12 protein-coding genes and 1 tRNA gene (1 of these 13 only partly in view) are annotated in these 13,077 nt (G+C 56.9%); 11 read left to right on the top strand and 2 right to left on the bottom strand.

Annotation, left to right across the window (positions count from 1 at the left end; translation table 11 throughout):
• Window positions 1–80: 80 nt before the first annotated feature.
• Both HMPREF9098_RS06580 and HMPREF9098_RS06575 read right to left on the bottom strand, forming a co-directional pair.
• Window positions 81–1,607: a DHA2 family efflux MFS transporter permease subunit gene (locus HMPREF9098_RS06580; RefSeq protein ID WP_003783131.1), complete on the bottom strand. Its 1,527-nt coding sequence runs from the start codon at window positions 1,605–1,607 to the stop codon at window positions 81–83.
• A gap of 75 nt (window positions 1,608–1,682) precedes the next feature.
• Entirely contained in the window at window positions 1,683–2,867 is a 1,185-nt protein-coding gene (locus tag HMPREF9098_RS06575) for an HlyD family secretion protein (protein ID WP_040564330.1), read from the bottom strand.
• 307 nt (window positions 2,868–3,174) lie between these two features.
• Here HMPREF9098_RS06575 and rseP point away from each other — a divergent pair, with 307 nt between their 5' ends.
• The 11 genes from rseP to HMPREF9098_RS12085 form a co-directional block, all read left to right on the top strand.
• Window positions 3,175–4,524 (top strand): RIP metalloprotease RseP, encoded by a 1,350-nt coding sequence (gene rseP / locus HMPREF9098_RS06570; protein WP_040564814.1) that lies wholly within the window; start codon window positions 3,175–3,177, stop codon window positions 4,522–4,524.
• A gap of 3 nt (window positions 4,525–4,527) precedes the next feature.
• The gene (bamA, locus tag HMPREF9098_RS06565) at window positions 4,528–7,053 is read left to right on the top strand and encodes an outer membrane protein assembly factor BamA (RefSeq protein ID WP_003783125.1); all 2,526 of its coding nucleotides are present in this window, start codon (window positions 4,528–4,530) and stop codon (window positions 7,051–7,053) included.
• 66 nt (window positions 7,054–7,119) lie between these two features.
• Window positions 7,120–7,626, top strand: coding sequence for an OmpH/Skp family outer membrane protein (locus HMPREF9098_RS06560; RefSeq protein ID WP_040564329.1), 507 nt, complete (start codon window positions 7,120–7,122; stop codon window positions 7,624–7,626).
• A gap of 81 nt (window positions 7,627–7,707) precedes the next feature.
• A complete protein-coding gene (locus HMPREF9098_RS06555) occupies window positions 7,708–8,235 on the top strand; it encodes a hypothetical protein (RefSeq protein ID WP_003783120.1) in 528 nt (175 codons plus the stop codon).
• A gap of 83 nt (window positions 8,236–8,318) precedes the next feature.
• A complete protein-coding gene (gene lpxD / locus HMPREF9098_RS06550; protein WP_040564328.1) occupies window positions 8,319–9,353 on the top strand; it encodes a UDP-3-O-(3-hydroxymyristoyl)glucosamine N-acyltransferase in 1,035 nt (344 codons plus the stop codon).
• 33 nt (window positions 9,354–9,386) lie between these two features.
• The gene (locus tag HMPREF9098_RS06545) at window positions 9,387–9,614 is read left to right on the top strand and encodes a hypothetical protein (RefSeq protein ID WP_003783116.1); all 228 of its coding nucleotides are present in this window, start codon (window positions 9,387–9,389) and stop codon (window positions 9,612–9,614) included.
• On the top strand, window positions 9,589–10,047 hold the full coding sequence (gene fabZ / locus HMPREF9098_RS06540; protein WP_003783114.1) for a 3-hydroxyacyl-ACP dehydratase FabZ: 459 nt from the start codon (window positions 9,589–9,591) through the stop codon (window positions 10,045–10,047). Before HMPREF9098_RS06545 ends, fabZ begins: the two co-directional genes overlap by 26 nt.
• A gap of 81 nt (window positions 10,048–10,128) precedes the next feature.
• Window positions 10,129–10,653, top strand: coding sequence for a hypothetical protein (locus HMPREF9098_RS06535; RefSeq protein WP_003783112.1), 525 nt, complete (start codon window positions 10,129–10,131; stop codon window positions 10,651–10,653).
• A 76-nt stretch (window positions 10,654–10,729) separates the two neighbouring features.
• Window positions 10,730–11,506 (top strand): acyl-ACP--UDP-N-acetylglucosamine O-acyltransferase, encoded by a 777-nt coding sequence (gene lpxA / locus HMPREF9098_RS06530; RefSeq protein ID WP_040564327.1) that lies wholly within the window; start codon window positions 10,730–10,732, stop codon window positions 11,504–11,506.
• Between the two features lie 86 nt (window positions 11,507–11,592).
• Window positions 11,593–12,945 carry a deoxyguanosinetriphosphate triphosphohydrolase gene (locus HMPREF9098_RS06525; RefSeq protein ID WP_172460026.1) on the top strand — a complete coding sequence of 451 codons (1,353 nt, stop codon included), beginning with the start codon at window positions 11,593–11,595 and terminating at the stop codon, window positions 12,943–12,945.
• A 117-nt stretch (window positions 12,946–13,062) separates the two neighbouring features.
• Window positions 13,063–13,077: transfer RNA gene (locus HMPREF9098_RS12085), tRNA-Arg, on the top strand (it continues 112 nt past the right edge of the window).

Here is a 13,077-nt window from a genome sequence, read left to right as displayed (position 1 = left end):
TATCCGTTCCAAGAACAAAAAGCAGCCTGCACCCTGAAAAACAAGGTGCAGGCTGCTTTTTGCGTGTCTGCCGAAAAAAATCAATGTCCGCCCGACGGCGCGCCGAACGGCGGTTTGGCCTGCCACACCAGAATAATCAGGAACAGGAACAGGCCCGAAGAGACGTAAAACAGTTCCGCCGCCGAGATAATGAAGCCTTGCTGGGTGATTTGGGTGGCGGCAATGCCGTAGCTTTGCGCGCTGCTGATGCCCGTTTCCTGCAAGGATTGCAGCATGGCTGTTTGCTGGCTGAATGGGGTAAAGTTTTCGGCAAGGCGCGCGTGGTGGAAGGCTTCGCGCTTTTCCCACAGGGTGATGGCGACGGACGAGCCGACCGCGCCCGCTAGCACGCGCGTGAAGTTCGACAGGCTGCTGGCGCTGGCAATGCGGCTGCCTTCCATGCCGGCCAATGTGATGGCGGAAAGCGGCAGAAAGAACGTGCCCATGGCAAAGCCCAGGAAAAACTGCGGCAGCACAATGCCCCAGAAATCGATTTGCGCGGTCAGTTCCGAACGCCACCAGAAGCAGACGGCATACATCACAAAGCTGAATGTGACCACCCAGCGCATATCCAGCCGGCTGCCCAGTTTGCCGATGATGGGGGCGAGCAGCACCGGCATGATGCCGACAGGGGCGACGGCCAACCCCGACCAAGTCGCCGTGTAGCCCAACTGGGTTTGCAGCAGCATGGGCAGCAGCATGACCGTGCCCATATACAGGAAAAACGCCAAACTCAGGCACAGCGTGCCGACGGTGAAATTGCGCTCTTTAAACAAATGCAAATCGACAATCGGGTTTTGCGTACCCAGTTCCCACACGATGAAATATGACAGTGCCACCACCGCCACCACCGACATGGCGACAATCAGGTTGGACGAAAACCAATCGACTTCGCGGCCGTGGTCGAGCACGAATTGCAGGCTGCCGACGCCCAGCACCATCAGCACCAACCCCACCGTGTCGATGGGATGGCGCTCGGTTTGGGTTTCGCGGCCGTTCAAGAAATGCCGCGCCAGCAGGAAGGCGAGGATGCCGATGGGCACGTTGATGAAGAAAATCCAGCCCCATTGGACGCGGTCGCTGATATAGCCGCCGATAATCGGCCCCAGAATCGGTGCGGTAATCACCGTCATGCCCCAAAAGGCGAGGGCAAGGTGGCGGCGGTGCGGCGGATAGGCGGCCAGAAGCAGGCTTTGCGACAACGGAATGAGCGGGCCGGTGAACAGGCCTTGCAGCGTGCGGAAAAGAATCAGCGCGGTGAGGTTGTGGGCAATGCCGCACAGCCACGAAGTGATGACGAACATCAGCACGGCGGTCAAAAACAGCCGCACTTCGCCGAAGCGGCGCGCCACCCAGCCGGTGAGCGGCACGGAAATGGCATTGGCCACGGCAAACGAAGTAATCACCCATGTGCCTTGCGATGTGGCTGCGCCCAAGTCGCCCGCAATGTGCGGCAGGGCAACGTTGGCAATGGTGGTGTCCAACACTTCCATGAATACGGCCAGCGACAGCGCCATTGTCAGCAACACCAAAGGCAGGCCGCTTAAATATTTGGGTTGTGATGACATAAATATCTTTCAGAACGGGGGGATAACCCGTGCAGGCTGCTTTTGAAACCCGCCAAAAGCAGCCTGCACATTCCATTAACGGTTGGCAGCAATAATCTCGGCGACCAATTTATCGGCCTGCGACAAATCTTCCACCGGAATCGAAACCGGCGCGCTGTTGCGTTTCGGTGTGGCCGCATTGACCAGCTGACCGGCTTGGCGCGTGTCCACCACCGCGTGCATCGACAGGCCGATACGCAGCGGATGTGCCGCCAATTCCTGTTTGTCCAGCAGCACGCGCACCGGAACGCGCTGCACCACCTTAATCCAGTTGCCCGTGGCGTTTTGCGCCGGCAGCAGGGAAAACGCGCTGCCCGTGCCGGCCGACAAGCCTTGCACAACGCCTTTGAATTTCACGTCATCGCCGTAAAAATCCGATACCAAATCCACGCTTTGGCCGACTTTGATATTCGCCAGCTGCGTTTCTTTGAAATTCACGTCCACCCACAATTCCGTCATCGGCACAATCGCCATCAACGGTGCGCCCGCGCCGATTTGCTGACCCAGCTGCACGCTGCGTTTGGCGACTTGTCCCGACACGGGCGCGACAATTTGCGTGCGCCGCACCGCCAGCCATGCTTCTTTAAACTGGCTGGCCGCCGCCAATACGTCGGGCTGCTGTTCCAAAGGCACGGCGTTGCCCACCGCGTCGCGTTGCGCCTGTTCCTGCGCTTTGGCGGAACGTGCTGCGGCCTGTGCAGCCTGCAATGTGGCGCGGGCGTTGTCCAAAGCGTTTTTGGCGTGCGCCGCTTCTTCCGCCGATACGGCATCGACACCGCGCAGGGCTTCGCGGCGTTTCCAGTCGGCTTCGGCTTTCTGCACGGCGACTTGGGCGCGCTTCACGTCGGCCAGTTGCGCCGCCGATTGTGCCTGCGCCGCGTTCACGGACGAATGCAGCCGCGCGTTTTGGCGCACCGCCTGAATCAGCTGGCTGCGCGCTTTTTCCAATGCCAGCACGGCGTTGTTGTCGTCCAGCACCGCCAGCACCTGCCCGGCCTGAACGGTGTCGTTGTCGTCCACCAGAATCTGGCTGACGCGGCCGGGAATCTGTGCGGAAATCTGCACCAGATGCCCGTTCACATAAGCGTTTTCGGAGCTTTCCTGATATTGCCATGTGCCGAAGTGCTTCACGCCCCAATAAATGCCGATGGCGGCGAAAATCAAGGTCAGCACCAGCAGCGGTGTCTTGTTGCGGCGCGGTGTGCGTGTGGATTCTGTCATTGTGTTTACCTGTGTGATATATGAATAAAGCGCACTGTTCGGCTGTGCGCTTCGTGTGTCGGATGAATTGGGGAGGATTATAATCCTATAAACATACATACGCAAATGTAAATTGCAGGCTGCTTTTTTTGCGCGCGGGCGCGTTTGCCGATGCTGTGGTAAACTGTGGCTGCAAAACATACACAAAATGGCATAAAGCTGTTATTCTAGCTGTGTTTCTATCGGTCATCCCTCAAGGATAAAAGCAGCCTGCACATTGGAAGCAGCCTGCAACCAAGCTGTATTTCAGGAGTTTTCTTTGTCTTTGTTGTACACATTAGCGGCGTTTTTGGCGGCCATTTTATTGCTGGTCAGCCTGCACGAACTGGGGCATTTGCTGGTGGCGCGCCTGTGCGGCATCAAGGTGTTGCGCTTTTCGGTTGGCTTCGGCACGCCGTTTTATACCAAACGCTGGCGCAATATCGATTGGTGCCTGGCGCCGATTCCGCTGGGCGGCTATGTTAAAATGGTCGATACGCGCGAGGGCAATGTGGCCGAAGAAGACCTGCCTTATGCGTTCGACCGCCAACATCCGCTCAAACGCATCGCCACCGTGGCCGCAGGGCCGCTCACCAATCTGCTGCTGGCCGTGCTGCTGTATTGGATCAGCTTCGGCATCGGCGGTATCCATGAGCTGCGCCCAATGGTGGGCACGGTGTATCCCAAAAGTATTGCCGCGCAGGCCGGTTTCCAGCCGGGCGACCAAATCCTGCGCGTGAACGGCAAACCCATCCGCCATTTTTCCGATGCGCAAACCCAAATCATTTTGGAATTGGAAGCCGGCAAGGTAACGGTGGATGTGCAAACCGCACAAAAGCAGCCTGCACAACGGATTATCGACGCGGTAGGCAGCCCACAGGCCGAAGCCGTTGCCAAACGCCGCGAAAGCATCGGCCTGTCGCCCTTTAAAACCACCGATGCGATTGGCGCGGTGGAACCCGGCAGTGCCGCCGACAGGGCAGGGCTGAAAAAGGGCGACCGCATTATCGCCATCAACAACGTGCCCACGCCGACTTGGGAGAGTTGGAGTAAAATCGTCCGCGAAAACGCCGGCGCGAATTTGGACGTGCGCTTCGTGCGCGACAACGACACCATGCAGGTGAAGCTCATGCCCACGCCGATAGAGTTGCCCGACAAAAGCCAGATTATCGGCATGGCGGGCGTGCGGCAGGGCAGCGACCCAGAATGGGCCAAGCAAGTCCGCGTGCACTACCAACCAAGCAGCCTGCAGGCCTTGCAGCACGGTTGGCAGAAAATGACGGATTATTCTGGCATGACGTTCTCGTTTTTTGGCAAACTCATTACCGGTAACGCCTCGCTGTCCCACATATCCGGTCCGCTCACCATTGCCGAAGTGGCCGGCGCCACCGCCCAAATCGGCTGGCAGCCTTATGTGGAATTTTTGGCATTGGTCAGCATCAGCCTGGGCGTGATGAACCTCCTGCCCATTCCCGTTTTGGATGGCGGGCATTTGGTTTTTTATACGATAGAACTGCTGCGCGGCCGCCCGTTGAGCAAACGTATTCAAGACATGGGGCTGCGGCTGGGGTTGGCCGCCATGCTGACCATGATGATTTTGGCATTTTTCAATGATATTACCCGTTTATTTTTTGGATAAGAGATGATGAAATTCAAGCAACTTACCATCGCACTTATGGCCATGGGTCTTGCCGCCCCGATTTGGGCAGCCGATTTTACAATCAGCGATTTCCGCGTCGAAGGCGAACAACACACTTCCGAAGCCACCGTGCGCAGCCTGCTTCCCGTGAAAGCAGGCGATGTTTATACCGATGCAACGGGTGAAAGCATTATCCGCGCGCTTTATGCCAGCGGCTTTTACGAAAACGTGCTGTTGGAACAAAACGGCACGCAGTTGATTATTACCGTGCAGGAACGCCCCATCATCAGCGATTTGGTGATTCGCGGCGCGAAAGTGCTGCCCAACGACGTCATCCTGAAACAGATGACGCAAATGCCCGGTGCCACTACTCGTAACGACGCCGATTTGGTTGAAGGCGGCCGCGAACAGGGTCATGACCAAAAATTGGCCGCGTTCGACCGTTCCGCTACCGACAACGCCACCCAAATGCTGGCAAGCTCCGGGTTGGCGAAGGGCGATTTCTTCAATCAGGAATCGCTGTCGCGCGCGCTGGCCTCTTTGCAGGGCGCGTATCACGAACAGGGCAAAAACAACGTGGAAATCAAGCCTGATGTGCAAATGCTGGCGCGTAACCGCGTCGCCATCACCATCGACATTAAAGAAGGCGAAACCACCAAAATCAAAACGCTGGATTTCGAGGGCAACGAAAAATTTACCGACAGACGTTTGCGCCGCGTGATTGGCCTGACCAACGGTACACTGTTCTCATGGCTCAGTAAATCCAACGTGTTCTCATGGGAAAAATTCGCCCGAGATAAAGCGCGTTTGGAAACGTTTTACCATGAGCGCGGCTATTTCGATTTCCGCTTGGACGAAGAAGGTTTCCGCCGCCAGCTTTCCGAAGATAAAACTCGTGAAAACATCACCATCAAAGTTTATGAGGGCGAGCGTTATTATTGGGGCAACGTCGGCCTGTCGGGCGATTTGAAGGACGTGCCGGCCGCTTCGGTTCAGCGCCATCTGTCGGCCATCCGAACAGGCAAATTGAGCAATTTGGACAAACTGAACGAAGTGCTGGCCAAAGTCCGTCTGGAGCTGCAATCGGCCGGTTACGCGCAAGCACAGGTAACGGCTTCGCCGACACGCCGCGAAGAAAACGGCAAGCATTTTGTCGATATCGAAGTGCAGGCTGCTTTGGGCAACCGCATTGCCGTGCGCCACATCGACATCAGCGGTAACAACAAAACGCGTGACGAAGTCATCCGCCGCGAACTGCGTCAAATGGAAGGCGCTACATACGACCAGGCCAAAATTAACCGTTCCGTGGAACGCTTGCGCCAGCTGGGCTATTTTGAAGACGTGCAAACCAACATGGTCACCGTGCCCGAAAACGAGCAGCAGGTGGATATGAACGTGGTGGTGAAAGAACGCTCCACCGGCAGTCTGAACGCCAGTATCGGCTGGTCGCAGGACGACGGCATGGTGCTGGCGGCCGGCGTGTCGCAAGACAATCTGTTCGGTACGGGCAAATCGGCCAGCCTGAATCTGTCGCGTAGTAAAGTACGCCAGAGCGGCAACCTGTCGTTCACCGACCCGTATTTCACCACCGACGGCGTGAGCATGACCTACAATCTGTTCGGTTCAAATTATTCGCCTTACAAATTGGACAACAATCCGCGCAACTACGGCATGCGCCGCTTGGGGGCAACGGCCATGATGGGCATTCCGGTGACCGAGTACGACCGTATCAATGTCGGTTTGGGCGTGGAAAATATGCGGGTGAAACTGCGCAACAACCCGCCGTACCGCTACCAGCATTTCGTGGACACGCACGGCGCGAGCAACTGGCTGTATAAAGGTATGATGAGCTGGTACCGCAATACGACGGACGACAGCTACTGGCCGACACGCGGCTACCAAGCCAACGTCACCGGTGAAATTGCGCTTCCGGGCAGCGGCATCAAATACTATCAACTGGGTCACCAGCAGACTTGGTATTTCCCGTTGAGCAAATCGTTCACCTTGATGCTGAACGGCCAAATCGGCATCAGCAACCATTACGGCAGCACCAGCGAAGTGCCGTTTATGTATAATCAGACCGGCGGCGGCTTGGGTTCGGTGCGCGGCTTTGAAAGCGGCTCTTTGGGCCCGAAAGTGTACGATATCGATGCCAGTGGTTCGCGTAGCACGGAAAGCTACGGCGGTAAATTTGCCGCAAACGTGAACGCGGAATTGCTGTTCCCATTCCCCGGCGTGAAAGACAGCCGTTCGGTGCGTTTGAGCCTGTTTGCCGACGCGGGCAGCGTGTGGGACGGCAAAACGTATAATTCGGGCGCGTACAGTTCCGCCAACCCGAACGGCACCAACGGCTATTATTCGGGCAACCACCGTTCCACCTTCTCTAACGAATTGCGTTATTCGGCCGGTGCGGCGGTCACTTGGATTTCGCCGATGGGTCCGATTAAATTGAGTTATGCGTATCCGCTGCGCAAACGCGATACCGATTTGGTACAGCGCTTCCAATTCCAGCTGGGCACGGTGTTTTGATTTTCCCCACTCCGCAGGCCTGTTGTGAAAGGCGGCAGGCGCGGCATTTTCCATAGGACATTTATCATGAAATCCACTTTTGCAAGACGTACATTGGCATTGACGGTTGCAGGCTGCCTGTTGAGCGGCTCTGCTTTGGCGGCGGATATAAAGCTGGGTTATGTGAACCCGGAGCGCGTCTATACCGAAACGCAGGCGGCACAGCGCATTGAGCGCACGTTGCAGGCCGAGTTCGGCCAACAGCAGCAGAAGCTGGCCGCCATGCAGCAAGCCGGGATTCAGTTGCAGCAGCAGGTGCAGTCGGGCAAACTGCGCGGCGCGGCGCAACGCAATGCCGAAAACAAATTGCTGGAATCCGCCCGCGAATACCGCATTGCGGCCACACGTTTGGCGGAAGAATACAGCCTGCGCCGCAATGAGGAATTTGCCTCGCTGCAACGCAATGCCAACGACATCATCAAAAACATTGCCGAAACCGAGAAATACGATTTCATCGTGCAGGAAGCCGTGTTTGTGAACGGTAAATACGATATTACCGACCGTGTCATCAAATTGCTGGATGCGATTCAATAACCATGACGGGGTGCAGGCTGCTTTTGGCGTATTTCAAAAGCAGCCTGCACATATTTTCAAACGAATGAAAGGGACGATTGAATGAAGAAATCTGCATTCGCCGCCATCCTTGCCTTTGCTGCCGTTCATGCGGCAGCCGCATCGAATCACGAAACCCTATTCTCCTGCACGCTGCAAAACGGCAAACGGGTCGATATCCGCTATCAGGCGGCGAAGGGCGCGCGTGCGGCAACGGTGCTGTACCGCTATGGCGCCAACCTTGCCCGCCCCGAAATCGCATTCAGCCAGCCTGCCGAACAGGTGTATTACACGCAAATGCAGGGCGCGGTGGAACGTTCGGACGATGAAGGCGGCACGTTCACGCAAGGCGGAATGCCCGTGCACATCCTGCATTTGAGCCCGAACGCGGCGCAGAAACACGACATTTCCGCCATACTGCAAACCGGCGGCGATGCCCGCGCGGACACATCGTTCAACCGCAAAGGCGAAAGCTATGCGCTGAACGTGGACGGGCAAACACTCGCCTGCCAACCGAATGCGCGCGCCACGCTGAACGTTGTCCGCGCCCGAGCCGTGCTCCCGCAAGACGACCCGGCCAACCGAAATTAAGTCTGGCAATATGCAGGCAGCCTGCACCGGGTTTGCCGAAAGTGCAGGCTGCTTTTGCGCCCGCTTCATTGAAAGGACAAACGATGACCCGCTACACCTTATCCCAAATCGTTGAAAAACTGGGCGGAAAACTCATCGGCAGCGACGCCGAAATCACCGCTGTCGCGCCTGCCGTCCGCGCCGCCGCCACGGAAATCACCTTCCTGGCCAATCCCAAATACAAGGCCGAAGCGGAAGAGAGCGCGGCGGCGGCCATCATCGTGTCGCCCAAAGCCGCAGAGCATTTCCCCGGCCGCAACCTGATTGTGGCGGACGACCCTTATCTTTATTTCGCCAAAGTGGCGCGGCTGTTCCATCCGATTGTCGCACCGCGTGCGGGCGTACACCCCACCGCCGTGATTGAGCCCACCGCCGTTGTGCCGGCAAGCTGCGAAATCGGCGCGAACGTGTATATCGGCGAAAATACGGTGCTGGGGGAAGGCTGCCGCATTTTGGCGAACACGGTGGTGGAACACGGCTGCACGCTGGGTGCAGGCTGCTTTCTGCATCCGAACGTTACTGTGTACCACGGCTGCACTTTGGGCGAACGCGTGGAAATCCATTCGGGCAGCGTCATCGGCGCGGATGGCTTCGGGCTGGCGTTCACTGGCAAAGACTGGTTCAAAATCCCGCAAACCGGCGCGGTAACGCTCGGCGACGATGTGGAAATCGGCGCGAACACCACGATTGACCGCGGTGCAATGAGCGACACCCAAGTGGGGCGCGGCACGAAAATCGACAACCTGATTCAAATCGCACACAACTGCCAAATCGGCGAACACACGGTGATTGCTTCCTGCACGGGGATTTCGGGCAGCGTGAAAGTCGGCAGTTATTGCGTGATTGGCGGCGGCGTGGGCACGGTGGGGCATATCGAGATTGCCGACAAAACCACCATCGGCGGTGGCACGTCGGTAACGCACAGCATTAAGGAAAGCGGCACGCATTATGCGAGCATCTTCCCCATGCAGACCTTCCGCGAATGGACGCGCAACGCGGTACACATCAACCATTTGAACGAAATGAACAAGCGGATTAAGGCGCTGGAAGCGAAGCTGGCCGAAACAGACGCGGAATAAAGTGCAGGCTGCTTTTCATTTCCCCAAAAACCCATGTGGCACATCATACTCATCGGCTATATTTTTGTTACACTTATGTTTTCCGTTGCCCAGCCCAGCTTGGCACGGGCATTGATTTATCTTGTGTTTTGGACGGTATTGCCCACGCTGTTCGCCTTTTGGGCGACCTATATCCGGCTGCGCAACCGCCGTTTGAAACGCGAAGAAACCCAACCAACCAACAAGGAACCCCACCATGACCACCCCCGCACTCCCGATTGAAGCGAAAGACATTCAAAAGCTCATTCCGCACCGCTACCCCTTCATGCTGATTGACCGAATCACCGCCTTTGAAAGCGGCAAAGCACTCACCGCGATTAAAAACGTCAGCATGAACGAACCGCAGTTCACCGGCCATTTCCCCGAATTCCCCGTGATGCCGGGCGTGCTGATTATCGAAGCGATGGCGCAGGCCTGCGGCGCACTGGCCATTTTGACCGAAGGCGGCCGTAACCCCGATGAAATCTATTTCTTCGCCGGTATCGACAACGCCCGCTTCAAACGCCAAGTCATCCCCGGCGACCAGCTCGAATTCAAAATCGAACTGCTGCAAAGCAAACGCGGCATCGGCAAATTCCAAGCGCAGGCGTTTGTGGCCGGCGAACTGGCGGTGGAAGCCGAAATTATGTGCGCCAAACGCAAAGTGGCGGTGTGATGAAAGTGCAGGCTGCCTGCGGATGAAAAAGCAGCCTGCACCCGCCCAGCAAGCATGCCAAATAGAAAAGGATTAAGTAAAATGAAATCATTGTTGGCTGTCATTATCCTTGTTTGCAGCCCGTTGGTTGCCGCCCAAGTCAGCGAGGCAGACAAACGCGAGAACCCTGCTGCCGCCGCACTGCTGGATGGCGACAAACTGGGCGCGGCGCAAGCCGTTCAGCCGGGCAAAGCATCAGATTCAGAAGGCGTTGATTTTATCTATCCCGCCACCCTGCGCCCGGCCTATCCGGAAAGGAAAATCTATTATATTGTCAGCGAAACGCGCTTTGCCAAGCCGGTGAGCGAGGACAACACGTTCGGCGGGCCGCTGGTGAAAGGCGCAAGCTATGTGCGTTGGGCGTATCATGTTTCCTGCGGCAGATACCGGATGAGCGAGTCATTTGCAGGGGTATCGTTCGACAGCCGGCATCGGGCGTTGAAACTGTACGAATCGGGCTTGCGCCATATACATTACGATCACAATGAGCTGCGGACGCTGCACGAAATGTATGCGGGCGATCCGCTGGTCAAAGCAGTGTGCGCATTGGCACAGCGCAAACAGTAAATAAGCCTATTTGCCATCTGCCGAGGCACGCCGTGCAGGCAGCCTGCACCCCACACACCTTAACGAAAGACACAAAATGACCCGAATCCACCCCACCGCCGTCATCCACCCTAAAGCACAGCTGGACAGCAGCGTTTCCGTGGGTGCATACAGCATTATCGGCGAACACGTCCAAATTGGCGCGAACACCGAAATCGGCCCGCACGCCGTGATTGAAGGGCATACCCAAATCGGCGAAAACAACCGCATTTTCCAATTTGCCAGTTTGGGCGCAGAGCCGCAGGACAAAAAATACCGCGGCGAACCCACGCGGCTGATTATCGGCAACGGCAACACCATCCGCGAATTCACCACCTTCAACACCGGCACGGTCACCGGTATCGGCGAAACGCGCATCGGCGACGACAACTGGATTATGGCCTACTGCCACCTCGCGCACGATTGCGTTATCGGCAGCCACACCATTTTCGCCAATAATTCCAGCTTGGCGGGGCATGTGGAAATCGGCGATTATGTCGTGCTGGGCGGCTATACGCTGGTGTTCCAGTTCTGTCGCATCGGCGATTACGCCATGACCGCCTTCGCCGCCGGCGTACACAAAGACGTGCCGCCGTATTTCATGGCCGCAGGCTATCGCGCCGAGCCGGCCGGCCTTAACAGCGAAGGCATGCGCCGCAACGGTTTTTCCGCCGAACAGATTACCAATGTGAAACACGCCTATAAAGAAATTTATTTACGCGATTTGCCGCTGGAAGAAGCGAAGGCAAATATCGATAAGCTGGCGGAAACCCAGCCTGAATTGTTGGTTTTACGCGATTTTCTGAATACATCGAAGCGCGGTATCGTGCGTTGATGCGGGTGCAGGCTGCTTTTGGTGCCGTTTTCGGCCTTCAAAAGCAGCCTGCACTTTTCATGTATTGCAGAATGGATATTGGAAACATGATGAGCAAAATGAATTGGCGGCAACTGCTTTCCAGCACGCGCTTCCCCATAGAGGGACACGGCCGCATCGTGCCGCACGAAAGCAGCATCGACCCATACCGCAGCCCGTATCAGACAGATTACGACCGTGTGGTATTTTCACCCGCCTTCCGCCGTTTGGGACGGAAAACCCAAGTGCACCCGCTCGCCCAAAACGACCACACGCACAACCGCCTGACCCACAGTGTCGAAGTGGCCAGCGTGGGGCGCAGTTTAGGCAACCAAGTGGGTATTTTGTTGCAGCGGCAACAGCATATCCCGCCGCACATCGCCCCGCACGACATCGCCACCATCGTGCAGACGGCCTGTCTGGCACACGATTTGGGCAATCCGCCGTTCGGTCACACGGGCGAGGAGGCCATCCGCCACTGGTTCAAGCAGCCTGCACATCAGCACTATCTGGCCGGGCTGACCGAAGCCGAACGCAACGACGTGCAAACGTATGAAGGCAACGCGCACAGCCTGCGGCAAATCGCCAGCTTGGAAATGTATCAGCAGCAGGGCGGCATGCGGCTCACGGCCGCCGCCATCGGCACGCTCATCAAATATCCGTGGACCAGCAGCCAGCCCGAAAAAGGCCGTCGGAAATTCAATATTTACCAAACCGAACTGCCCATCTTCCAAGCCGTCGCCAACGAATTGGGCTTGATTGCGCACGCCGTTCACGCCGACCAATGGGCGCGCCATCCGCTGTCCTATTTGATGGAGGCTGCCGACGATATTTGCTACGCGCTGATGGATTTGGAAGACGCCGTCAGCCTGGAATTGCTGCACGCGCGGGATATTGAAGATTTGCTCGGCCCACTGTGCGACCCGCAGCGGCTGCAAACCGCAGGCAGCCTGCACCAACGCATCGCTATGATGCGCGGCTTGTCCATCGGGCGCGCCGCTTCCGCCGTGGCCGACACCTTCATCGCCCATCACGACGATTTGCTGCACGGGCAGCTGCCCGAACACGATTTGCTGCAACTGTGCCCCGCCAACATCCGCGACACCTTGCAGGCCGCCAAAAAACTGGCGCGCGAACGCATTTTCCGCCACCGCAGCAAACTGATTCACGAATTGGCCGCCTTCCCCTGCATCGGCTCGATTTTGGACGTGCTGATTCCCGCCGTGCACGCCCAAAACACCCAAGAAGGCAGCCTGCAACCCCAGCACAGCCTTGCGTTGGAGCTGTTGGGCGGCACATCGGTTACTAAGGGCGACAGCCTTTATGCCGCGTATATGAAAGTGCTGGATTTTGTCGGCGGCATGACCGACAACTATGCCGCACGGATGTCCAGCGAGCTTTCCGGCAATAATATGCTATAAATATACCGATATAAAACAACCGAATAAAAATAAAGCGCAAATTCGGCTTTACAAGGAAATGCGAAGTCCATATAATCACGGTTTCTTGATTTGCACTAGCAAATGCGACGCAAATAAGCACCCGTAGCTCAG

The sequence above is a fragment of the Kingella denitrificans ATCC 33394 genome, assembly GCF_000190695.1.
In the GTDB taxonomy this organism is placed as follows: Bacteria; Pseudomonadota; Gammaproteobacteria; order Burkholderiales; family Neisseriaceae; genus Kingella_A; species Kingella_A denitrificans.
Note: the sequence above shows the minus strand (reverse complement) of the source record. Positions and strands in the feature narration are given on the sequence as shown.